The organism is Pedococcus soli, from assembly GCF_054782575.1.
In genome coordinates this window covers 843,531-866,800 of record NZ_BAAGSF010000006.1, presented here as the reverse complement: position 1 = coordinate 866,800, position 23,270 = coordinate 843,531, and the positions used below count along the sequence as shown (strand labels likewise).

Here is a 23,270-nt window from a genome sequence, read left to right as displayed (position 1 = left end):
GTGAGCACGCCCGCGGTCACCCCGCCGTCCGTCCCCCGCCCGGAACAGCGCCCCACCACGCGCGAGCACCACGGCGACGTCGTCATCGACCCCTACGAGTGGTTGCGCGACAAGTCCGACCCCGCGGTGGTGGCCCACCTCGAGGACGAGAACGCCTACGCGGAGGCGATGACGGCCGGTCTGCAGCCGCTGCGCGACGAGATCTTCGAGGAGATCCGCTCCCGCACCCAGGAGACCGACCTCTCCGTGCCCGTGGCGAGCGGCCCGTGGTGGTACTACTCGCGCAGCTACGAGGGTTCGCAGTACTCGCTGGAGTGCCGCGCCCCGCGCGCGGACGGCGCCCCGCGCCCCGAGCCCGAGGTCGGTGCCACGGTCGAGGGCGAGCAGGTGCTGCTCGACGGCAACCTCGAGGCCATGGGTCACGAGTTCTTCTCGCTCGGGGCGCTGAGCATCAGCCCGGACCACCGGTGGCTCGCGTACGCCGTCGACACCGAGGGTGACGAGCGCTTCGCGCTGCGGGTCAAGGACCTGTCGACGGGGGAGATCGTCGACACCGCGGTCCAGGAGGTCGGCTACGGCTGCGTCTTCTCCTACGACGGCCGCTACCTGTTCTACACGCGGGTCGACGAGACCTGGCGTCCGCACCAGGCCTGGCGGCACGAGGTCGGGACCCCGGCCGAGGACGACGTGCTGGTGCACGAGGAGCCCGACGAGCGGTTCTGGATGGGCCTGGGCTCCTCCCGCGACGACCGCTGGATCATGGTCGGGCTGGGCTCCAAGACGACCTCGGAGGTGCGCCTGCTCGACGCTACCGACCCCCTGGGGGAGTTCCGGGTCGTGGCACCGCGGCGCGAGGGTGTCGAGTACGACGTCGAGCCGGCCGCCGACCGCCTCCTCATCGTCCACAACGCCGACTCCATCGACTCCGACCTGGCGTGGGCACCGCTCGACGCCACGTCCGCCGACCAGTGGCAGCCGTTGCTGCGCTCCGCTGCCGGCGAACGGTTCCAGGGGGTCGAGGCCTTCGACGACGTGGCCGTCCTCGCCCTGCGCAAGGAGGGACTCACCGCCGTGCGCGTCCTCGAGCGCGACGCCGGCTCCCCGACCGGGTATGGCGCGAGCCACGACCTCGACTTCGACGAACCCGTCTACTCGGTGGGACTGGGGGACAACCCAGAGAGCGCGACGACCAGCCTGCAGGTGGTGTTCGAGTCGCTGGTCACGCCCCGCACGGTCCTGGACTACGACCTGCGCACCCGCGACTACACCCTGCTCAAGCGCCAGCCCGTGCTCGGCGGCTACGACCCCTCGCAGTACGAGCAGCGCCGGGAGTGGGCCACCGCCCCCGACGGCACCAGGGTGCCGATCTCGCTGGTCTACCCGGCGGGCAGCGAGCCGGACGGCACCCGGCCGGGGCTGCTCACGGCCTACGGCTCCTACGAGATCTCCTCGGACCCGTACTTCTCGGTGGCCCGGCTGTCGCTGCTCGAGCGGGGGTTCGTGTACGCCATCGCGCACGTCCGTGGTGGCGGCGAGCTCGGTCGCGCGTGGTACGACGAGGGCAAGCTGACCCAGAAGCGCTCCACGTTCACCGACTTCGTCGCCTGTGCCGACCACCTCGTCGAGACCGGCTGGGTGCACCCGGAACGCCTTGCGGCAGAAGGGGGTTCGGCTGGCGGCCTCCTCATCGGCGCGGCCGTCAACCTGGCGCCCGAGCGGTTCCGGGTGGTGCACGCGGCAGTGCCGTTCGTCGACGCGCTCACCACGATCCTGGACCCCAGCCTGCCCCTGACCGTGGTCGAGTGGGAGGAGTGGGGCAACCCGCTCGCCGACCCCGAGGTGTACGCCTACATGAAGTCGTACTCGCCGTACGAGAACGTGCACCGCGCGCCATACCCGGCCGTGCTGGCGACCACGTCCCTCAACGACACCCGCGTGTACTTCACCGAGCCGGCGAAGTGGGTGGCCCGCCTCCGGGAGAACACCACCAACGGACCCGACGAGCGACCGGTGCTCCTGCGGACCGAGATGGTGGCGGGGCACGGCGGGAAGAGCGGCCGGTACGACTCCTGGCGACAGGTGGCGTGGGAGTGGGCGTTCCTCGTGGACCAGGTCGGCGCCGGTGCGCAGAAAGAGACCGTCCCGGCCTCCTCATGATCTGGTCCTTTCGGCCGATGGGAAGGCCACGGACAGGTGAGGCCCCACGGCGCCCGGGTGATGCCTAGGCTTCATGGTGGCGAAAGGTGGAGCAGTGGTCGACGTCGGGACTGAGGGCACGCGTGCCCTCGCCGCCCACACCGACTGGTCCCGTACGCCCACCGGCGCCGCCGACCAGTGGCCGGCGGCTCTGCTGGCCGCCTGGGACCAGGCGCTCGACTCGCTGCTCCCGACCGCGCTGCTCGTCGGACCCAGCCGGGTCCTGCTGTACAACGACGCCTTCGCCGCCCGCCTCGGCGCGAGGCACCCGGCGGCGTTCGGGTGTCCCGCCGACGAGGCGCTGCCCGAGCTGTGGCAGCGCTCGCACCTCGGGCGGCTGCTCGACCGGGTCCTGACCGATGGGGACGGGTTCCTCGACGAGGACTCCCGCGTGGGGCTGTCCTCGCTGGGCGAGGCCGAGGTGGCCGAGCTCCCGCTGCTCGGCCACCACCTGCGCACGGGTTCGCCGATCCGTGACTCGGCCGGTGACGTGGTCGCCGCGGTGCACGTCGTGGTCGAGACCTCGACGTCGCACGACCGGGCGCGCGCGGTCGCCGAGCTCGCCACCGCCCTGGGCACCGCGGTGACCGTGGACGACGTCTGCAAGGTGGTGCTCAGGGAGGCGGTGTCCGCCTTCGGGGCCCGCTCCGCCGGCATCTGCCTGCCCTCACCGGGTCACGGCGGGTGGCGGATCGCCCGCCGCCACCGGATCGAGGACCTCTCACCCGACGAGGAGCGGCTGCCGCTCATCTGGTCCGAGCTCCCGGAGGACCTCGCCGAGACCGTGTCCTGGGCGGTCGAGGAACGGGAGGTCCACGGATCCGACTCCGGCGAGCTCGTCGTCGTCCCGCTGGAGGCCCGCACCATCAGGGCCGCGGTGGTCGGCTTCCGGGAGGCCACGCCGCTGCCGCCGACCCTCGGGGTCGTGCTGTCCGCCTTCACCGACCTCGTGGCGGAGGCGCTCGGTCGGGCCGTGGTCTACGACGCCGAACGTTCCACGGCTGAGCTCCTCCAGCGCACGCTGCTGCCCGCGAACCTTCCCCAGTCCGACGCCATCAGCGTCGCAGCGAGGTACGAACCGGTCTCTGAGGGGACGGTGGCCGGTGGCGACTTCTACGACTCGTTCTTCCTTCCCGACGGACGACTCGCCCTCGTCATCGGCGACGTGGTCGGCCGCGGGGTGATGGCCGCCACGGTGATGGGTCAGGTCCGTGCCGCGGTGCGAGGCGCTGCCCTGGCCAACAGTCGGCCCGAGGCGGTCATGGGGGCCCTGGACCGGGTGGTCTGGGACCTCGACGCCCTGTGGCCCGCGTCCCTGCCGCTCGGGACCACGCGGGCGCGGCCCGGCATGTCCTTCGGTGGCGAGCTGTTCGTCACGATGCTCTACGCCACCATCACGCCCGAGACGGGTGTCGTCGAGATCGCCAGCGCCGGGCACCCCCTGCCCGCCCTGCTCTCCGGTCGGGCGGCGCGCGAGGAGGGCGCCCCGCGAGGGCGCCTGCTCTCGATGCCGGTGGGCCCGCCCCTGGGGATCGCCGGGGCCCGCCCGGCGACGACCCTCGTGCTCGAGGTCGGCGACATGCTCGTCGCCTACACCGACGGCCTGCTCGAGCGTCGCGGCGAGGACCTGGTCCAGGGGGAGGCGCGACTGCTCGACGTGCTCGCGGACGTGCCCCCGAGCAGCCCGCGCCGGGTCGCCCAGATCGTCATGGAGGCGATGGTGCCCGCGGCGGGGCAGGAGGACGACTGCGCCGTCCTCACGGTCGGTCGCTCGCCGGAGGGACACCGGCGGTGCACCATCGTCGTCCCGCCCATGCCCGAGTCGGTGAAGGCGGCCCGCGACTGGGCCCGCGCCCAGCTCACGCAGTGGCACGTCGGGGAGTCCGACCAGTACACGATCGTCACGGGGATCTCCGAGCTCATCACCAACGCGGTGCTGCACGCGGGCACCGAGTCCCACCTGACCATGGACCTGGACTCCGGGCAGGTCTCCGTCACGGTGGCCGACAGCGGCAACCGTGGGGAGCCCCTGCTCACCGGAGGCGAGTCGATGGCCGTGCGCGGACGGGGCCTGTCGCTGGTCCGGGCGATCAGCGACGCGTTCGGCTCGCACCGCACGTCGGCCGGGACCACGGTGTGGTTCGAGGTGGTGGTCTCGGCGCTCCCCGGCGAGCAGGGCGTCGACGAACCCGTGCTCGGTGAGCCGGTGCGCTGAGCCGGCCGCGGCCTGCCCAGCGCACCGACGATGGGGATGCCCCCCTCAGCGCATCCCCGTCGGCGCCCGCCCTCGGCGGGCGCCAGCTGGTGGTCGGACGTCCGCGGTCAGCGGACGCCCACGACGAGGCCGGCGGAGGACCAGTCGCTGCCGGAGACCTGCCGCCCCGTGCCACTGGTCAGTGCGCCCGTGCCGGTGCCGTACCAGGCGAGCCAGCGACCACCGGTGGTCAGGCCGAGCAGGTCGGACCGCTGGTCCCCGTTGAGGTCACCGGCCGCGACGATGCTGGTCAGCGCCGGCAGACCGCTCGTGAGCTGCGTGCGCGTCCCGACCCAGCCGCCCTTGCCGTTGCCCTTGTAGAGCCACAGCGTGTCGTCGGGCCGGTGGACGACGAGGTCGGCGCGACCGTCACCGGTGAAGTCACCGGGGGAGAGCACGAGGTCGTAGCTGTTCCAGCCGGTGCCGACGAGGGAGGTGCCGGAGAAGCCGCCCTTGCCGTTGCCCTTGTAGAGGTACATCGCCCCGTCCGGTCGCACACCGATCACATCGGCGCGGCCATCACCGTTGAAGTCACCGGGGGAGAACAGGGATGAGTAGACGTTCCAGCCGGGTCCCCAGGCCGCCGGCGGCGCGAACGTCGCGTTGCCCGTCCCTCGGTGGAGGCGCAGCACGCCGGCGGCGGTGCGGCTGATGAGGTCGGGATAGGCGTCGCCGTTGAAGTCACCCGGGGCGACCAGGCCGTTGACCCCGGACCAGTTCGTGGCCAGCACCCGACCGTAGGGGTCGGAGGCCGAGTCGCTGAGGGTGAGCCGACCGTCGGTGAGGCTGAGCAGGTCGGAGTCGATGGTGGAATCGAGACCGAGGGCGATCGGCTGGGCCGCGTGCGCCCGGATCAGCGCCCGCCAGGTCCTGGCGTCGGTCACCCCGGTGGCGGGCACGCTGTTGCGCTTCTGCCAGGCGACCAGCGCGCTGGTGGTGGAGCTCGTGAACGACCCCGTGGCGCTCGCACCGATCGCGGACTGCACGGACGTCACCGCGGGTCCCGTGCTGCCCTGCTTGACGTACATGCCCGAGATCGAGACGAGGCGCTTGCCCAGCGTCGTGGCGGTCGGGAGGGCCTGCACCGGCGCCAGGGACTGGCAGCGGGTGTGGTTGGCCGTCGTGCTGGGGCTGGCCCAGTTGGTCATCCACGTGCGGCACGGTCCGTACTCGGGTGCAGCGACCTTCTTCGACCAGTAGGAGCTGCGCTTCATCGCGCCGGCCCACGACAGCGAGATGTGGACGTGGTTGCGGTGGCACGTCGTGTCGTAGGTGCTGCTGGCCTTGGACGCAGCCAGGCAGCCGTTGTACTCCTTCCAGCCCTCCGCCGGACGGTAGGCCGACCAGGACCTGTTGTTCCAGATCAGGTACATGACGCCGAGGCGCCGGGCCATCGCGTACGGGTTGCCGGCCTTGTCCTTGGCGAGCATCCAGGCGACCGCGGCGTTGGCCTGCGCCTTCTGGGTCGCGTTGCGGCTGTTGGCCATCCAGTCGACGGCGCGGCCGTCGTAGTGCTCCGAGGTCGCCAGCGAGTCGGACGCGCAGGCGCGCGCCGAGCCGTAGCTCGTGCCCGGGTAGGTCTTGACGAGGAGGGCGCCGAGGGCGGCGCTGCCGGGCTTGGTCGAGGCGTCGCAGGAGTTGGCGCCGACGTACGACGCGAGCTCCTCGACGCCCGAGGGAAGGCCGGTCGGGGTGGGTGGGACGGCCGTCGCGGCGGAGGCGGCGGGGGCGCTCGCGGTGGCGGCGGTGGTCAGGAGGCCGCAGAGGAGGGCGGCGACGGCCAGCATGATGCCGGCGGACCGACGGGGGCGGGGGGACGAGGACATGACGACAGCTCCGGGGGTTTCGCGTGTGGGGGAGACGCGCCTGCCAGTTTGTGGCATTTGGGTGCCCTCGACGGCGGTTCGGGCCCGGATGCATCCGTTCGCGGGTTGCCCTACCTCATACGAACGGGTGAGACTGTCCGCAGAATGGTTGAGGTGACCTGCTGCGGCGCGCCGCCCCACCATCACGAGCTGCATGCTCAATGCTGCGCGGTAGACCCAGATCGGCGACGACGCTGATCCCGCAGAAGGGTAGGTGTGGACATGTGGCAGCTTTTCCTGGAGCGCTTCATCCCCGTCATGGAGGACGACACCTCGGTCCTCGACGTGCGTGACGGTGTCGGTCCGGCCCTCGGATCCTGGATGACTGGGGCCGACACGCTCGGTGCAGCGCTGGGCGACACCTCCGCCCTCACCGCCTGACCGTCCCCACCGTCTGTCCGCCCGCCCCGGGCCCACCTGTTCCACCCCGCCCCGCCGCGTCCCGGCGAGCCGGTGGCTGCGTCCGCAGCCCCGCCGATGCAGGATGGGACGACCGCGGGCACCGCAGCGCCCCGCCGATGGACGGAGTGCGTCATGGGTTTCCTCGACCGACTGCTGGGCCGCGAGGCCCGCGACACCTATCCTCCCCAGCGCAGCTCGCCGCCGTCCCCGGGACCCGGACCGGCGTATGGCGCCCCGCCTGCTCCCGCAGCGTCCCCGGACGCCCAGGCCGTGGCCCGCTACCGCTACCTGCTGCGGACCGCGCCGCCGGAGGCGCTCGAGCAGGTCCACGCCGAGGCGTTCGCCCGACTGACCCCCGAGCAGCGACGTCAGGTGCTGGCCGACCTGTCGACCGACCTGCCGCCGGGCGAGCAGCCGCCGACCGACGACCCCGGCTCGATGGCGCGGTTCGCCACCCGGGCCGAGCTGCGCCGTCCCGGGTACCTCGAGCAGGCGTTCGGTCGCAGGCAGGCCGGAGGGACGGGTATGGGGTCGGGCATGGGGACAGGCATGGGGATGGGCGGCACCTTCATGGGTTCGATGATGGGCACCGTTGCCGGGGTCGTGGTCGGGTCGATGGTGGCGGACGCCCTGTTCGACGGCTTCGACTCCTCGCCCGAGGCGGCCTCCGCCGGTGACGGCGTCGCCGCCGACTCGAACACGGACACCTCGGCGGGCGGTGACACGGTCGCGGACACCGGCCAGTCCGACGACGGTGGTGGAACGGACTTCGCGGGAGGCGACGACGGCGGCGGGGGTGACTTCGGCGGCGGTGACTTCGGTGGCAGTGACTTCGGTGGAGGTGACTTCGGCGGCGGCGGCGACTTCGGTGGGGGATTCTGACCCCGCAACCGGAGGGGACGCACCGAACCACACGCTGGGGCGCGCGGACGCGCCATACCCTGTCCGCATGGCCGTCGTCACGATCAGCACCCTGACCCCGAAGGCGGAGGTCCTGCCACGCGTCTGCGTCAAGACGGGCGTGCCGACCGGTGACGTGGTCCGTGTCCGGGGGCGCGCTGCCCAGGACTGGGCCGGTGCGACGATCCTCTTCGGGCTGGTGGCGTGGTTGTTCGTCAGCTCGCTGTCCTCGCGGTCCTACGACCTGCTCGTGCCGTTCCGGGCCGAGGCCTGGCGTCGTCACCGCACGCTGCGGACGGCGTCGCTGGCCACGCTCTGGTCCGGGGTCGTGCTCGCGGTCGTGGTCGGGGCCCTCGGGGGCAACGGTGGTCTGATGCTCCTGCTGACCGTGCTCGGGCTGGCCCTGCTCGTCGTGAACGACTGGCGCAACAGCTTCGGGGTCCGTCTGGGGCGTGACGGTGGGCTGGAGCTGACCCGCGTCCACGACGAGTTCGCCGCGGCCGCGCGCCGCTCGGCGATGCGCTCCTAGCCCTCGACGGCCTCGGCGAGCTCGCGCGGCGCCGTCCGGTCGACGTCGCCGCCGGCCGGGACCGGCGGCAGGGTCTCGCCCTCGATGTCGACGCGCGGCAGCACCCGGTCGAGCCAGCGGGGCAGCCACCAGGCCGCGTCGCCCAGGAACGACATGATCGCGGGGACCAGGGCGAGCCGGACGACGAACGCGTCCACGAGCACCCCGAACGCGAGGGCGAAGCCCATCGACTTGATGATCGGGTCGTCGACGAGGATGAAGCCCGCGAACACCGAGATCATGATGAGCGCTGCGGCCACGACGACCCTGGCCCCGTGCCCCACACCGGACACGACCGCCTCGCGGGAGCCCTGGCCGTGGACGAAGTCCTCGCGCATCCGCGAGACGAGGAAGACCTCGTAGTCCATCGCGAGGCCGAACAGGATGCCGATGAGCAGGATGGGCAGGAAGCTCACCAGGGGCCCGGGCGTCTGGACGCCGAGGAGGTCGGCCAGCCAGCCCCACTGGAAGATCGCGACGGTCGCGCCGAAGGTCGCCCCGACGGTGAGCAGGAAGCCGGCGGTCGCCTTGAGCGGTACGAGCAGCGACCGGAAGACCAGGGTGAGCAGGACGAAGCTCAGCCCGACGACGACGAGCAGGTAGACGGGCAGGGCGGCACCCAGCTTGTCCGAGACGTCGACGCCGGCGGCCGTCGCCCCGGTGAGGGCGATGTCGGTCCCGGTCGCCGTGGCCGTCGGTGCCACGCCGTCGCGCAGGGCCCGCACGAGGTCGAAGGTGGCCGCGTCGGACGGGCCGGACGCGGGGATGACCGCCACGAGCGCCGTCCGACCGTCGGCGCTGGCCCCTCCCGGGGCGACGGCGACGACGTCCTTGGTCCTGGCCATGACGGCGCTCGCCGCCGTGACGGCCTGCTGGACCGAGGCCGGGTCGTCGCCGTGGACGACCATGACGAGCCGACCGTTGAAGCCTGGACCGAAGCCTTCGGCGATGAGGTCGTAGGCAACCCGCTTGGTGGTGCCGACGGGGGCGGTCCCGTCGTCCGGGAGGGCCAGGCGCATGTCGGCGGCCGGGAGCGCGACCGCGCCCAGCAGCACGACCCCGCCCAGGATGACGGGGATGCGCCGCCGCACCATGGTCCGGCCCCAGCCGAACCCCCGGTTGGACTCGGAGTCCTGGCGACCACCGGCGCCACCGGAGGCAGCGGCCTTGCGCTGGGAAAGGGGAAGCACCCGGTCGCCGGCGAAGCCCAGCAGGGCCGGCAGCAGCGTGACGGCGACGAGGACGGCGACCGCGACGGTGCCGGCCGCGGCCAGGCCCATCGCGGTGAGGAACGGGATGCCGACGACGGACAGGCCGGCGAGGGCGATCACGACCGTGAGGCCGGCGAACACCACGGCCGACCCGGCGGTGCCGATCGCCCGACCAGCGGCCTCCTCCCGGCCCAGCCCGGTCGCGAGGTTGTGGCGGTACCGGGAGGTGATGAACAGCGAGTAGTCGATCCCGACCGCGAGGCCGAGCATGAGCGCGAGCACCGGGGTGACGCTGGTGAGGTCGAACGCGTGCCCGGCGAGCAGCAGCCCGAGCAGGCCGACACCGACCCCGATCAGGGCGTTGACCATGGTCATGCCGGCGGCGACCAGCGAGCCTAACGTCATCAGCAGCACCACCAGCGCGACCGCGACACCGATGGCCTCGGTGGAGCCCACCTCGGGCTCGGTCATGAGCGGCTCGCCGCCGGCGGCGACCGTCCAGCCCGCCGGGGCGGCCTTCCCGAGGTCCTCGTATGCCGTGCGCTGCTCGGGCGTGAGCGCGTCGGACGTCTCCTTGAACTGCACCGTGACCAGGGCGTAGCGGCCGTCCTGGCTGATCGCCTTGGAGTCGTAGGGACTCACGGCGCCGACGACACCGGGAAGGCCGGACGCCTTCGCCACGATTCCTGCCACCGTGGCCTGGTTCGCCGGGGTGGCGACGCTCTGTCCCTCGGGTGCGCGGACCACGACGGTGCCGGCAGCGCCGCTCGCCTGCGGGAACTCACGGGCGAGGGAGTCCAGCGCGCGCTGGGACTCGGTGCCGGGGATGGCCACCCCTGCGGTGGGCGCGGTGCCGACCGAGACGACGGTGGCCACGAGGGCACCGAGCAGGACGAGCCACACCGAGGCGACGACGCCGCGACGGCGGAAGCCGAGACGTCCGATCCGGTACAGGAGGTTGGCCATCGGTGAGCTCCCCGTGGGTGCGTGCGTGCGGGCGGGCCGGCCCGGGTGGACGGCCACCCATCAAGTTAGTCGATCGGCTAGGTCAAGACAAGCCGATCGGCTAACCATGCTGCTACTGTGGCGGCCGTCACGGCCGACGAGCGGTCGGGACCGCACGACACTCGGCCCGGGACGGCCGGGACGGGAGACGCGATGGCCAGGCCGCAGGCGCCGAGGGGTCAGGGTCGCGCCCGCGTGCTCGCGGCGGCCCTGGAGCTGTTCGCGACCCAGGGCGTGAGCGGGACGTCCCTGCAGATGATCGCCGACCACCTCGGGGTCACGAAGGCTGCCGTCTACTACCAGTTCCACGCCAAGGAGGACATCGTCCTCGCCGTCGTCGAGGGCGCGGTCGAGCAGCTGCGCGGCCACATCGAGACCTCCGAGGCGGCGCCGACTGCCGAGGAGGCGACGGTGCTGGCGCTCGACGGGCTGATCGACGTCGTGCTGGCCCACCGACAGGTGGTGGCCTCGATGCTCAGCGACCCGGAGGTGGAGCGGATCCTCGCGGCCCACGAGGACTTCAACGACCTCACCACCCGGCTCGGCACCCAGCTGCTCGGACCCGAGCCCAGCCAGCGGCGCGTCATCGCGGTGCCCGTCCTGGCGCTGGGCATCGCCCATGCGGGGGCCGACCCGCACCTGGTGGACGTCAACGACGAGACCCTGCGTGCCGAGATGCGGCACCTCGGCCGGGTGCTCGTGGACGCCTCGCGGTCGGCCTAGCATCGGGGCCATGAGCTTCGCCGCGTCCATCCGCACCGTGCTGCGCCGGTACGCCGAGTTCGAGGGGCGCTCGGGCCGGGCCGAGTTCTGGTGGTGGACGCTGTTCAACGTCCTCGTCCTCGCCGCGATCGACGTCGCGACCGGCGGTGGCGGCGACAACCCGACCGAGGGTCTGGGTCGTGCGCTGGCCGGGGTGTGGAGCATCGCGGTCCTCCTGCCCAACCTGGGGGTCACGGTGCGGCGCCTGCGCGATGCGGGATACCGCTGGACCCACGTCTTCTGGCTCCTGGTCCCGGTGGCCGGCGTGGTCGTCCTCGCCACCTTCCTGGCGAGACCGACGAAGGATGCCGCGCCCGACCCGGTGAGCACCCCCGCCCCGGCCTAGCATCGTCGGCGTGAGCGAAACGCTGCCGTACCTCGATCCCCAGCTCCCCGTCGCCGAACGCGTCGCCGACCTCCTCGGGCGGATGACCGCGCAGGAGAAGGTCGGGCAGATGATGCAGCTCGACGCGCGCGAAGGACTCCCCGAGCACGTGCTGTCCACGCACGTGGGGTCGATCCTGCACGCGTCGCCCCAGCGGTTGGCCGAGGCCCACGAGCTGATCGCGCGGACCCGGCTCGGCATCCCGTTGCTCGTGGGGGAGGACTGCATCCACGGGCACTCGTTCTTCAAGGGGGCCACGATCTTCCCGACCCAGCTCGGCATGGCGGCCTCGTGGGACCCCGTCCTCGTCGAGCGGGCAGCGCGCGCCACGGCGGTCGAGGTGTCGGCGACCGGCGTGCACTGGACCTTCTCGCCGGTGCTGTGCATCGCCCGCGACCTGCGCTGGGGGCGCGTCAACGAGACGTTCGGCGAGGACCCGCACCTGCTGGGTGAGCTCGCGTCCGCGATGGTGCGCGGCTACCAGGGCGACGGGCTGGACGACCCGACGGCGATCCTCGCGACGGCCAAGCACTTCGCGGGGTACTCCGAGACCCAGGGCGGCCGTGACGCCAGCGAGGCAGACATCAGTCGGCGCAAGCTCCGGTCGTGGTTCCTGCCGCCGTTCGAACGGGTTGCGAGAGAAGGCTGCCGGACGTTCATGCTCGGGTACCAGACCATGGACGGCGTCCCGATCACCGTCAACGACTGGCTGCTGGGCGACGTGCTGCGCGGCGAGTGGGGGTACACCGGGACGCTCATCACCGACTGGGACAACGTCGGCCGGATGGTCTGGGAGCAGCAGGTGCAGCCCGACCACACGCACGCCGCCGCCGCTGCGGTGAAGGCCGGCAACGACATGGTCATGACGACGCCGCAGTTCTTCGCGGGGGCGCTCGACGCGATCTCCCGGGGGATGCTGTCCGAGTCGGACCTGCACCCCGCGGTCAGCCGCATCCTGACGGTGAAGTTCGAGCTCGGGTTGTTCGAGGACCCGCGCCGACCCGACCCCTCGCGCCAGCGCGAGGTGATCGCCACGGCGTCGCACACCGAGCTCAACCTCGAGGTGGCACGGCGCTCGCTGGTGCTGCTGCGCAACGACGGCGCCCTTCCGCTGCGGGACTCGGCCAGCCCTGCCTCGGGTCTCGCCGATGGAGGCGGCGCGCGACGGATCGCGGTCGTGGGGCCGCTCGCCGACGACGCCCAGACGCAGCTGGGGGACTGGGCCGGTTCGTCGGGGCAGGCTGACTGGATCCTCGAGGGTCACCCGCGGGAGATGATCACGACCGTCCTGGACGGACTGCGCGCGGCGGTGCCGGACGACTGGACGGTGAGCCGGGCGCGTGGCGCCGACATCCTCACCCTGGCGCCGGACCCGTCGGGCGAGTTCTTCCCGGACGGGCAGCCACGTCCCCAGGTGGCGGTGCCGAGTCCTCCCGACCCGGCGCTCATCGAGGAGGCCGTTGCGGCTGCGTCTGCCGCGGACGTCGTGGTCGCCGTCGTCGGCGACCGCATCGAGCTCGTCGGTGAGGGGCGCTCGACGGCGACGCTCGAGCTCGTCGGCGGTCAGGTGGCCCTGCTCGATGCGCTCGCCGCCACCGGGACCCCGATGGTCGTGGTGCTGTTGGCCTCGAAGCCGTTGGTGCTGCCCGACTCCGCCCTCGACGCCGCTGCGGTGGTGTGGGTCGCCAACCCCGGTATGCAGGGCGGCCGGGCCATCGCGGAGCTGCTCCTCGGCGACATCGAACCATCGGGTCGGCTGCCGATCTCGTTCGCCCGTCATGCCGGTCAGCAGCCGACCTACTACAACCAGGTGCGCGGCCAGCACGGCGACCGGTACGCAGACCTCACGCAGCGCCCGGCGTTCGCCTTCGGGGAGGGACTGTCGTACACGACGGTGGACTACTCCGACCTCGTGCTCGACGCCGACTCGGTCTCGGTGCCGGCTGCGGGCGACGGGGCGGTCTCAGGTCGAGTCACGTTGTCCAACAAGGGATCTCGGCCGGCCCTCGAGACGGTCCAGGTCTACGTGCGCGACCTCGTGACGTCGGCCAGCTGGGCCGACAAGGAGCTCAAGTCGTTCACCCAGGTGCGGGTCGAGCCGGGTGCCTCGGTGACGGTGGACGTGGCGGTGCCGGTGTCGGCCTGCTCGATCGTGGACGCCTCGGGTCGCAGGGTCGTCGAGCCCGGCGGGTTCGAGCTGCTCGTGGGGCCGTCGTCGCGGGACGAGGTGCTGCTCCGCGCGGCGTTCGGGCTGACGGGCTGACGGGCTGTCCCGGGCGTCCGGGGGCGGGCTTGTGCGTCGAGCGTCGGGCATCCGTGGCCGAGCGTCCGAGGACGGGCGTCGGGGTCGGGTGGCTCAGCTGAGGCAGAGACAGAAGGGGTGACCGGCCGGGTCGAGGAACACCCGGAACGTCGTGCCCGGCTGGTGCTCGTGCTTCGTCGCGCCGATCTCGAGCACTTCGGCCTCGGCCACGTCGAGGTCGTCGACCACCACGTCGAGGTGCATCTGCTGCGGCACGTCCTGACCGGGCCAGATCGGCGCGCGGTAGTTCTCGACCGTCTGGAAGCAGATGCACTGCCCGTACTCCGCCCGCACCTCGAACCAGCCGTCCGAGTCGGTCACCTTCCAGTCGAGGAGGGTGCCGTAGAAGGCGGCGAGCGTCGCGGCGTCGGGGCAGTCGAGGACGATGCTGGGGTATCGGGCGATGGCCATGCCCGCACGGTATCGACGGTTGCGGACACTTCGCGTCCGAATAGGCCAGCGATCCGGCACCCCAGGTGTCGGGGTCCGCATCACGATCCGTGCGCTCGCCCGTCGGCGTGCTGCCTCGTGCGCCCCGACGGATGGGGCCCCGGTACTCAGGGCGTGGACCAGGGGCGTTCTCCGGGTGTCGTGGGTGGGTCGGTCTCCCAGGGGATGAGTCCGTCGGAGACGATCACGAGTCCTGTTCCGTGTGACTTCGTCCTGCGGCCGCTGGTCCGTGAGCGCGTTCTTCTCGGGCTCGGGATGGAGCCAACGGTGTTGCCGGGTGGCGTGCCGTGGGTGAGCTCGTGGTCGGAGGGGAGGGCGAGGTCGTTCCAGGTGGTGGGTCCGCCGCTGGGTGGTTGGTAGGTGCCTGCGGGGACGGGTGGGTCACCGCCTGGTGGTGGGGCGGTCTCGTGGGGTCGGGGTGGTCGGATGGGTAGCCCGTACCGGTTGGTGACGGTGAGTCCGTCGGGGTGGGTGGGGTCGCCGGTGATGGTGTAGTCGCCGCGGTCGATGCCGTCGTGGTGGGTGGTGCAGAGGCTGATCTGGTTGTCGGTGTTCGTGGGGCCGCCGTCGGCCCATGCCTGGAGGTGGTGGATCTCGACGAACCCGGTGGTGGGGCAGCCGGGGAATCGGCAGCCTCGGTCGCGGTCGGTGATGAGGCGGCGGGTGCGGTGGGGCAGGATCCGCATCGCTCGCCCGACGGACACCGGGCGTCCTTCGGTTTCCCAGACGGGTTGGACGGTGCCGTCGCTGATGAACCGGCCGAGCAGGCGCATGGGGATGGCGTGCCCGCCGTTGACCCAGGCGCCGTCGGTGTCGAGGTGCAGGTAGACCCGGTAGTGCGCCGACCGGCTGGTGGAGGTGACCGAGGCAAGTGATCGGGTGGCCATCTCCTCGAGGGCGTCGGCGTAGCTCGGCAAGCCCGCGTAGCGGTCGTCGACTTCGGCGCCGGCATGACGGGACTCGCCAGCCGCCGGGGTGGAGATCGCGGTCGCTTCCGCGTTGGCCGTGCTGGCGGCCTTGTGGCGCAGGAACAGGGCGTCCTTGGCTTCCTTGACGGCCTGTTCGACCAGCGCGCCGATGGTGGCGGGGGCGGAGTAGCGCAGCTGGAACCGGCCGTCGGCGTCGTAGGACATGGCCAGGTCGGGCTTGGCGCAGGCGCGCTGCTCGGCGGCCGACTCGAAGGCGGTGGACGGCAGGGCGGCGGCGTCCAGGTCGCCGAACCCCAGCGTGTGCGGCTCGACGGGCAGATCGCTGCCCGCTGCATCGGTGCCTTGGGCGGCGTGTGCGGCCGGTGCGGGGGCGGCGAACGCGTGGCGGGCCACGGCTCGGCGCAACTGGGTCACCGTCGCGTTCCGGGCGAACTGGGTGACCGAGGCCTGGTGGGTGACGGGGACGTGGCGGGCCAGGACGGCGACCTGGTCCAGGGACAGCTCCCCGGCCTCCAGCGCCACAGCTGCGTCGGTGAGCTCGGTGCGTCGCCTGGCCACGGCGACGATGTCAGCGGCGTGGGCATGGGACAGGCCGGCGCGGACGACGAGGTAGTGCTCAGGTGACTTGAACCCACCCTCGCCCCAGTGCCGGTCGGTCATGACCTCGTCGATGATGTCGACCAGCTCGGCCTGCGCGCGGTTCAACCGACCCGCAACGGCAGCGGTCCGCTCCCACAACGCTTGGTTCCGCACGCCCCAGCCACCGTCCGGATCGGTGTCCGGGTCGGCGGTGAGCGGGCTGACCGACATACCTCTATCGTACACGTGTTCGAACAGTTGGGGAAGGGGTTCAGGAGCGAATTCGCCGTGAGCAGAACCGAATTCGTCGATCGATGCCGGATCGGTGACGAGCTGACCCGGCACACACGACGAACGCGGACCCCGAGGTGGGGTCCGCGTTCGCGAAGGTGGTTCGGCTGCAGGCTCGCTCAGATGTCCCTGGGCTTTCGTTCGACATCTGGCTCGCAGGCTCGCTCAGATGTCCCTGCGCTTTCGTTCGACATCTGGCTCGCAGGCTCGCTCAGATGTCGAAGTACATCTCGAACTCGTGCGGGTGCGGGCGGAAGCGGATCGGGTCGACCTCGTTCTTGCGCTTCCACTCGACCCAGGTCTCGATGAGGTCCTTGGTGAACACGTCACCCTCGAGCAGGAACTCGTGGTCTGCCTCCAGCGCGTCCAGGACGGCCGGCAGCGAGCCGGGGACCTGCTCGATGGCGTCGTGCTCCTCGGGCGGGAGCTCGTAGAGGTCCTTGTCCACCGGCTCCGGGGGCTCGATGCGGTTCTTGATGCCGTCCAGGCCGGCCATCAGCATCGCGGAGAACGCGAGGTACGGGTTGGCCGACGGGTCCGGCACGCGGAACTCGACGCGCTTGGCCTTCGGGTTGTCACCGGTGATCGGGATGCGGATGCAGGCCGAGCGGTTACGGGCCGAGTAGACCAGGTTGACCGGGGCCTCGTAGCCGGGGACCAGGCGGTGGTAGGAGTTCACCGTCGGGTTCGTGAACGCGAGCAGCGCCGGGGCGTGCTTGAGCAGGCCACCGATGTACCAGCGGGCCAGGTCCGACAGGCCGCCGTAGCCGCGCTCGTCGTAGAAGAGGGGCTCGCCGTCCTTCCAGAGCGACTGGTGCGAGTGCATGCCCGAGCCGTTGTCACCGAAGATCGGCTTCGGCATGAAGGTGACCGTCTTGCCGCCCTCCCAGGCGACGTTCTTGACGATGTACTTGAACTTCAGCACGTCGTCGGCGGCCTGCTTCAGCGTGTTGAAGCGGTAGTTGATCTCCTGCTGTCCGGCGGTGCCGACCTCGTGGTGGGCGCGCTCGACCGACAGGCCCGCCTCCTCGAGCGCGAGCGACATCTCGTCGCGCATGTCGGCGAAGTGGTCGGTCGGGGGAACGGGGAAGTAGCCGCCCTTGTAGCGGGTCTTGTACCCCTTGTTGCCACCCTCCTCCTCGCGACCGGTGTTCCACGCGGCCTCGATGGAGTTGATGTAGTAGTAGCTGGCGTTCTGCTTGGTCTCGAAGCGCACGTCGTCGAAGACGTAGAACTCGGCCTCGGCGCCGAAGTACGCGGTGTCCGCGATGCCGGTCGACTTGAGGTAGGCCTCAGCCTTCGCGGCGATGTTGCGCGGGTCGCGGGAGTACTCCTCGCCGGTGAACGGGTCGACGATGGAGAAGTTGAGGATGAGCGTCTTTTCCTTGCGGAACGGGTCGAGGTACGCGCTCGTCGGGTCCGGGACCAGCTTCATGTCGGACTCGTGGATGGCCTGGAACCCGCGGATCGAGGACCCGTCGAACATCTGGCCCTCCTTGAAGAAGTCCGCGTCCAGGCTCTTGGCGGGCACGTTGAAGTGCTGCATCACGCCCGGCAGGTCGCAGAAGCGCACGTCGACGAACTTGACGTCCTCGTCCTTGATGAACTTCAGGACCTCGTCAGCATTGCTGAACAAATTGGGGCCTCCTGTTGGTGGGACGGAGGGGATCCGCCCATGACTGAAACGCTGTCGTCGTCGACCCTAACGGGTCGAGGTTGCCCGGCCATGACCCGAATGTTTCGTGGGTGTTACACCCCCTGCGCCTGCTACCGGGTGGGCGCATAGACTTTCGGTGTGGTCGACCGCAAGGACATCGGGTCCTGGCTCGAAGGGCCGGGTTCGCGCTCAGGCGCCCCCTCGGCATACCCGGGGGAGCGCCTCGGTATGCCGCGCGACGGCGCGGGCTCGCTCGGCCGGTTCGGACGCCGCCTGGTCGGCGTCCTCGTGGACTGGACCGTCTGCCAGCTCATCGCCTTCGCGTTCTTCAGCGTCCCCCTGCCGTTCGCGGGGGTGGCGACCAGCCGCGACACGGCCGTGCTGCTGGGACTGTTCGCGGTGGAGAACCTGCTGCTCGTCGGCACCCTCGGCTCCACGCTCGGCCACCGCCTGGTGGGGTTGCGTGTGCAGTCCACGGACGGCCGGATCCCCCGACCGTTCCAGACCCTCGTGCGCACGGTCCTGCTGTGCCTGTTCCTCCCGGCGATGTTCTGGGACAAGGACGGCCGCGGCCTGCACGACAAGGCCGCCGGCACCGTCATCGTCCGCAGCTGACCGTGGTCACCCTCCGCAGCTGACCGCGGTCACCCTCCGCAGCTGACCGCGGTCACCCTCCGCGGATGACCGAGGTCACCGCCCGGACCTGAGCACGACCTCGCGGATCCGGGTCGAGGCGTCACCGAGGATGTCGACGATCTCCTTGGTCTGCTCGGAGGTGAGGCCGTGCCGCTTCCACGCGTCCCGCGCCTCCTGGCGCAGCTGGTGGACGGCCTGCTCGAGGTCTCCGAGCCCACCGGTGTCGCGAGGGGGTCGGTCGTTCCAGCCCTCGTGCCCGCCGACCGGGGTCGCGGTGCGCCGGGCCTCCTGCGCGGCGGCCCTCAGCTCGGCCCGCAGGTCGCTGCTCTGTCCGCGGACCCGCGAGCGCACCTCCTCGGCGAGCGAGCGCACCGACAGGTCGAGGTCGGACTCGAGGCTGGACAGGTCGTCGCGGCGGTCCCGGACCTCGGCCCGCCCGGCCTCGGTGATCCGGTAGACGGCCTTGCGCCCCTCGTCGGTGCGCTCCACCAGTCCTTCCTCCTCCAGCTTGGCCAGCCGCGGGTACACCGTGCCGGCGCTGGGGGAGTAGAGCCCGTTGAAGCGCTGCTCGAGGTCCTGGATCACCTCGTAGCCGTGCCGGGGGCCGTCGTTGAGCAGCGCGAGCACGTACAGGCGCAGCTGTCCGTGCGCGAAGACGGGACTCACGCGGGGCTCCCGGCGGGGGCGGCCAGCACGACGACGTTGCCGGACACCGCGTTGGCCTTGAGCTGCAGGCTCCCTGCGCCGTCGGAGAGCCGACCGCCGGACGGGCGGGAGAACTTGTCGATCGTGCGGCCGTCGATGACGACCTGTCCCGAGGCAAGGTTGGCCTTGACGTCATACCCGTCGTGCGGGGCCCGCACCGTCACGTCCCCGGACACCGACGTCGAGCCGATGGAGGTGGTGGCGTTGACGAGGTCGAGGGTGACGTCGCCGCTGACGGTGTGGATGCTGACCTCGGGCACGTCGCTGCGCTGCGCGGTGACCGCGCCGGAGACCGTGTTGACCTTGAGCGGCCCGTTGAGCCCGTCACACTCGATCTCGCCGCTGACGGTGTTGATGTCGACCGGACCGACGATGTCGTCCAGCGTCATCGAGCCGGACACGGTGTTGGCCTTGGCCCCTGCGCGCAGCCCGGCGAGCAGGGCGCCCGCACTGACGGTGCTCACGGTCGTCCGGGTGTCCTCGGGGACCGAGATGCTCAGCGCCACGCGGTTGTGCTCCAGGCCGTCGAACGCCTGTCGCACCTTGTCGAGGATCCGCGACCCGTCGACGCCGTGGGTGATCTTCAGCTTGTCGCCGTCCCACACGACACGCAGCGGCATGCCGTGCACCTCGGCCACCTCCACGCGGGCCGTGGGGGAGTCGCTGTGGGTCACCACGTCGACCCGGCCGCCGACGACGGCGACGCTGAGGGCACGCACCTGCTCGCCCTCGCCGCCGATGTCGAGCACTCGGGGGGAGTCGATCGACCAGTCCTGGCTCATGGGGTTTCCTTTCCGTCGTTCGCGTTATATCGCGTCTTGGCCACTCACGTTATATCGCGTATGCCGCGAGGGCAAGACCCCTCCAACCCCGTCGCCCGGCCGGGTCCGGCTTTGGCAGACTCGCCCGGGTGACCTCCCACCGCATCGCCCTGTGCACCTGGTCGGACCCGGCCTACGTCGACCCCGAACCCCGTGAGGCGGCCGCCCTGCTCCGCGCCAGGGGCCACCGGGCGGACGTCGTCGTGTGGCACGAGGAGGTCGACTGGAGCAGCTACGACCTCGTCGTGATCCGCTCGACGTGGGACTACTTCGACCGGCTCCAGGAGTTCCTCGCCTGGGTGGACCGCGTCGACGTGGAGAGCCGGATCATCAATCCCCCCAACGTGATCCGGTGGAACGTCCACAAGGGCTATCTCGCCGAGCTCGGCGCTGCGGGGGTCCCGGTGCTGCCCATGCTCGTCCTGCCGCAGGGTGCCGTGGACGTCGCGGCCCGCATCGGTGCCACGGGCTGGGACAGGGTCGTCGTGAAGCCCGCGGTCGACGGGGGCGCCCGCCAGGCAGCCCTGGGTGAGGCGGGCTCGGAGGCGCTCGTCGCGCACGCCGAGCGCATCGCGGGGGTCGGGGACGTCGTCGTCCAGCCCTATGCGCCGGGCATCGAGCAGGGGGAGGTCTCGTTGTTCCTCTTCGACGGCGAGGTGTCGCACGCGGTCCGCAAGGTCCCGGCGTCCGGCGACTACCGGGTGCAGGCCCACCACGGCGGCTCCGAGGAGCCGCACGTCGTGACCGAGGCGGAGCTCGCCACGGCCCGGGCCGCCCTGGCCCTCGCCCCCGGGGGCGTCGTCTACGCCCGCGTCGACCTCGTGGAGCACGAGGGGGTCCCCACGGTGATGGAGCTCGAGCTCATCGAGCCCGACCTGTTCCTGCGCGCGGACGAACGGGCCCTCGAGCGGTTCGTCGACTGCGTCGAGGGGCAGCTGCCCCGCGCCTGAGCGGGGCCCGTGACCAGAAGGTCACGGGAAGGTCACGAAATGGGAACCCTCCCATGGACCCCTTGACGGTACCCACCTGCTCGTCGCACTCTGTTCGGGAGCGCTCCCATGAGGGGGCCCGACGAAAGGTGCAACGGTGCACTCACGTTCTCGCTGGCTGGTGCCGGCCACCGTCCTGCTCACCACGGCCTCCCTCACGGCAGCGTGCGGAGGTGGCGGATCGGCCTCCTCGTCCTCGGGCGGGAAGGTCACCCTGCGGGTGAGCACGTTCGGCAAGTTCGGCTACACGGACCTCTACACGCAGTACATGAAGGACCACCCCAACGTCACGGTCGTCGAGACGGCCGAAGGCGACCTCGGCAAGTACAACACCCAGCTCATCCAGCGCATCGCCGCCGGCTCCGGAGCGGGCGACGTCGTCGCGATCGAGGAGGGCCAGGTCGTCAACTTCCTCCAGAGCGCCGACAAGTTCGTCAACCTCCAGAAGTTCGGGAGCAACGAGCTCAAGGACAACTGGCTCCCCTGGAAGTACACCAACGCCACCACGGCCGACGGCAAGACGACCATCGGGCTGGGGACCGACGTCGGCGGGTTGGCGATGTGCTACCGCAAGGACCTGTTCGAGAAGGCAGGCCTGCCGACCGACCGCGTCGAGGTCGGCAAGCTCTGGCCGACCTGGGACGACTACATCGCCACCGGCCAGAAGTACCAGGCCGGGATCAAGGACCCCAAGGCGAAGTTCGTCGACAGCGCCACGAACACCTACAACTCCATCCTCATGCAGTCCGGGGACCACACCTACTTCGACAAGAGCAACGCGCTCGTCATCGAGTCCAACCCGGCCGTGAAGTCGGCGTGGGACGAGTCGCTGAAGATGGTCGACACGGGCCTGTCGGCCAAGCTCAAGGCGTTCTCGCCCGAGTGGAACGCCGGCTTCAAGAACGGGTCGTTCGCGACGCTCGCCTGCCCTGCCTGGATGACCGGCTACATCAAGGACCAGGCCGGTGCGGCGAACACCGGGAAGTGGGACATCACCACGGTCCCCGGCGGCGGTGGCAACTGGGGTGGCTCGTGGCTCGGCGTGCCGACGCAGAGCAAGCACCAGAAGGAGGCGGTCGAGCTCGCCAAGTTCCTCACGACCGGCCAGAGCCAGCTCGCGGCGTTCAAGGCGGCCGGCAACCTCCCGTCGAACCCCAAGCTCTACTCCGAGGCGGCCCTGAAGGACGCGAAGAACGAGTACTTCAACGACGCGCCCGTCGGTGAGCTGTTCGTCGCCGGTGCCGCCAACCTCAAGCCCGTCTACCTCGGCGCCAAGAACCAGCCGGTCCGCGACGCCGTGGAGAACGCCATGCGCAGCGTCGAGGGTGGCCAGCGCAGTGCGGCCGACGGGTGGTCCGAAGCGGTCAAGGCAGCCACCAAGGCCGCGAAGTAGTCCTCGTGACCTCGACGACAGCAGCACCCCCAGCGGCGCCACCGGGTCCTCGCCCGGCCGGGTGGCGCCGCTGGCTGCGCCGCGCTGACGCGCGGTACACGCCCTACGCGATGGTCTCCCCGTTCTTCCTGCTCTTCGCGGTGTTCGGGTTCTTCCCGCTCGTGTACACGGCCTGGGTCTCGACGCACGACTGGAGCCTGCTCGCCGGTGACCAGGGCTTCGTCGGGCTCGGCAACTACCGCGAGCTGATGGCGGACGGGGACTTCTGGAACGCCATGCTCAACACCGTCGCGATGTTCGTCATCGCGACGGTGCCACAGCTCGTCCTCGCGATGGTCCTCGCCCAGCTGCTCAACTCGCGGCTGCGCGGAGCGACGTTGTGGCGCATGGGGATCCTGCTGCCCAACGTCACCTCGGTCGCCGCCGTCGGGATCATCTTCACGATGATGTTCAGCCGTGACTTCGGCCTGTTCAACTGGCTGCTGGGCCACGTGGGGGTCGACCCGATCGCGTGGCAGGACCACCGGTGGTCCTCCTGGCTCGCGATCTCCACGATGGTCGACTGGCGCTGGACGGGGTACAACGCGCTGATCCTCCTGGCGGCCCTGCAGTCCGTGCCCACGGAGATCTACGAGGCGGCCCGGATCGACGGGGCGAAGGCCTGGCGGACGTTCTGGTCCATCACCGTGCCGATGCTGCGACCCACGCTGATCTTCGTCTCCGTCGTCGCCACCATCGGTGGCACTCAGCTGTTCACCGAGCCCCTGCTGTTCAACCCGGGCGCCAACTCCATCGGTGGCGGGACGACCGGGCAGTTCCAGACCGCCGCGATGTACCTCATCCAGCAGGCGTTCACGGGCCAGCGGTTCGGGTACGCCGCCACCGTGGCCTGGGTGCTGTTCCTGTTCATCGCGGTGTTCTCGGCGGTCAACGTGCTGCTGCTGCGCCGGATCCGATCGGCCGAGTGAGG

General features: G+C 71.1%; 19 protein-coding genes. 12 read left to right on the top strand and 7 right to left on the bottom strand.

All coding sequences use genetic code 11. The features are described 5' to 3' along the window. Both ACYVKF_RS19380 and ACYVKF_RS19375 read left to right on the top strand, forming a co-directional pair. Window positions 1-2,157, top strand: a complete 2,157-nt coding sequence (locus tag ACYVKF_RS19380) for a S9 family peptidase (protein ID WP_056914947.1) — start codon at window positions 1-3, stop codon at window positions 2,155-2,157. Between the two features lie 94 nt (window positions 2,158-2,251). Further along, window positions 2,252-4,411 carry an ATP-binding SpoIIE family protein phosphatase gene (locus ACYVKF_RS19375; RefSeq protein WP_460968602.1) on the top strand — a complete coding sequence of 720 codons (2,160 nt, stop codon included), beginning with the start codon at window positions 2,252-2,254 and terminating at the stop codon, window positions 4,409-4,411. Between the two features lie 107 nt (window positions 4,412-4,518). Here ACYVKF_RS19375 and ACYVKF_RS19370 read toward each other — a convergent pair whose 3' ends face one another. Next, a complete protein-coding gene (locus ACYVKF_RS19370) occupies window positions 4,519-6,276 on the bottom strand; it encodes an FG-GAP repeat domain-containing protein (protein WP_460968600.1) in 1,758 nt (585 codons plus the stop codon). A 261-nt stretch (window positions 6,277-6,537) separates the two neighbouring features. Between ACYVKF_RS19370 and ACYVKF_RS19365 the strand changes: the two genes are divergently transcribed. The 3 genes from ACYVKF_RS19365 (at window position 6,538) to ACYVKF_RS19355 (ending at window position 8,146) form a co-directional block, all read left to right on the top strand. Next, window positions 6,538-6,696: a hypothetical protein gene (locus ACYVKF_RS19365; protein WP_157581328.1), complete on the top strand. Its 159-nt coding sequence runs from the start codon at window positions 6,538-6,540 to the stop codon at window positions 6,694-6,696. A 153-nt stretch (window positions 6,697-6,849) separates the two neighbouring features. Beyond that, on the top strand, window positions 6,850-7,599 hold the full coding sequence (locus tag ACYVKF_RS19360) for a hypothetical protein (protein ID WP_460968599.1): 750 nt from the start codon (window positions 6,850-6,852) through the stop codon (window positions 7,597-7,599). Between the two features lie 67 nt (window positions 7,600-7,666). Next, window positions 7,667-8,146, top strand: coding sequence for a hypothetical protein (locus ACYVKF_RS19355; protein ID WP_460968597.1), 480 nt, complete (start codon window positions 7,667-7,669; stop codon window positions 8,144-8,146). On the opposite strand, the gene ACYVKF_RS19350 is transcribed toward ACYVKF_RS19355, so the two are convergent. Next, on the bottom strand, window positions 8,143-10,362 hold the full coding sequence (locus ACYVKF_RS19350) for an MMPL family transporter (RefSeq protein ID WP_460968596.1): 2,220 nt from the start codon (window positions 10,360-10,362) through the stop codon (window positions 8,143-8,145). The genes ACYVKF_RS19355 and ACYVKF_RS19350 overlap by 4 nt on opposite strands. A gap of 192 nt (window positions 10,363-10,554) precedes the next feature. On the opposite strand from ACYVKF_RS19350, the gene ACYVKF_RS19345 reads away from it, so the two are divergent. The 3 genes from ACYVKF_RS19345 to ACYVKF_RS19335 are packed head-to-tail and all read left to right on the top strand — an operon-like array spanning window position 10,555 to window position 13,811. After that, the gene (locus ACYVKF_RS19345; protein ID WP_460968594.1) at window positions 10,555-11,124 is read left to right on the top strand and encodes a TetR/AcrR family transcriptional regulator; all 570 of its coding nucleotides are present in this window, start codon (window positions 10,555-10,557) and stop codon (window positions 11,122-11,124) included. A 10-nt stretch (window positions 11,125-11,134) separates the two neighbouring features. Beyond that, complete coding sequence (locus ACYVKF_RS19340) at window positions 11,135-11,509, top strand: DUF805 domain-containing protein (RefSeq protein ID WP_460968592.1); 375 nt, start codon at window positions 11,135-11,137, stop codon at window positions 11,507-11,509. Window positions 11,510-11,519: 10 nt separating this feature from the next. Continuing rightward, window positions 11,520-13,811 (top strand): exo-beta-d-1,3/1,6-glucosidase, encoded by a 2,292-nt coding sequence (locus ACYVKF_RS19335; protein ID WP_460968590.1) that lies wholly within the window; start codon window positions 11,520-11,522, stop codon window positions 13,809-13,811. Between the two features lie 93 nt (window positions 13,812-13,904). Here the strand turns inward: ACYVKF_RS19335 and ACYVKF_RS19330 are convergent, their stop codons facing one another. The 3 genes from ACYVKF_RS19330 to glnA all read right to left on the bottom strand — a co-directional run bounded on the left by ACYVKF_RS19330 (window position 13,905) and on the right by glnA (window position 17,735). After that, window positions 13,905-14,261 carry a VOC family protein gene (locus ACYVKF_RS19330; RefSeq protein WP_460968588.1) on the bottom strand — a complete coding sequence of 119 codons (357 nt, stop codon included), beginning with the start codon at window positions 14,259-14,261 and terminating at the stop codon, window positions 13,905-13,907. Window positions 14,262-14,407: 146 nt separating this feature from the next. Then, window positions 14,408-16,039, bottom strand: coding sequence for an HNH endonuclease signature motif containing protein (locus tag ACYVKF_RS19325; protein WP_460968586.1), 1,632 nt, complete (start codon window positions 16,037-16,039; stop codon window positions 14,408-14,410). A gap of 271 nt (window positions 16,040-16,310) precedes the next feature. Further along, window positions 16,311-17,735 (bottom strand): type I glutamate--ammonia ligase, encoded by a 1,425-nt coding sequence (gene glnA / locus ACYVKF_RS19320; RefSeq protein WP_056914937.1) that lies wholly within the window; start codon window positions 17,733-17,735, stop codon window positions 16,311-16,313. A gap of 159 nt (window positions 17,736-17,894) precedes the next feature. Between glnA and ACYVKF_RS19315 the strand changes: the two genes are divergently transcribed. Then, window positions 17,895-18,371 (top strand): RDD family protein, encoded by a 477-nt coding sequence (locus ACYVKF_RS19315; RefSeq protein WP_056914936.1) that lies wholly within the window; start codon window positions 17,895-17,897, stop codon window positions 18,369-18,371. Window positions 18,372-18,446: 75 nt separating this feature from the next. Here the strand turns inward: ACYVKF_RS19315 and ACYVKF_RS19310 are convergent, their stop codons facing one another. After that, complete coding sequence (locus ACYVKF_RS19310) at window positions 18,447-19,058, bottom strand: PadR family transcriptional regulator (RefSeq protein ID WP_056918082.1); 612 nt, start codon at window positions 19,056-19,058, stop codon at window positions 18,447-18,449. Continuing rightward, on the bottom strand, window positions 19,055-19,879 hold the full coding sequence (locus ACYVKF_RS19305; RefSeq protein WP_056914934.1) for a DUF4097 family beta strand repeat-containing protein: 825 nt from the start codon (window positions 19,877-19,879) through the stop codon (window positions 19,055-19,057). The genes ACYVKF_RS19310 and ACYVKF_RS19305 overlap by 4 nt, the downstream gene beginning before the upstream one ends. Window positions 19,880-20,007: 128 nt before the next feature. Here ACYVKF_RS19305 and ACYVKF_RS19300 point away from each other — a divergent pair, with 128 nt between their 5' ends. The 3 genes from ACYVKF_RS19300 (at window position 20,008) to ACYVKF_RS19290 (ending at window position 23,268) form a co-directional block, all read left to right on the top strand. Next, entirely contained in the window at window positions 20,008-20,868 is an 861-nt protein-coding gene (locus ACYVKF_RS19300) for an ATP-grasp domain-containing protein (protein WP_460968583.1), read from the top strand. Window positions 20,869-21,004: 136 nt separating this feature from the next. Beyond that, complete coding sequence (locus ACYVKF_RS19295) at window positions 21,005-22,300, top strand: ABC transporter substrate-binding protein (RefSeq protein ID WP_056914932.1); 1,296 nt, start codon at window positions 21,005-21,007, stop codon at window positions 22,298-22,300. 5 nt (window positions 22,301-22,305) lie between these two features. After that, on the top strand, window positions 22,306-23,268 hold the full coding sequence (locus ACYVKF_RS19290) for a carbohydrate ABC transporter permease (RefSeq protein WP_056914931.1): 963 nt from the start codon (window positions 22,306-22,308) through the stop codon (window positions 23,266-23,268). Window positions 23,269-23,270: the final 2 nt, after the last annotated feature.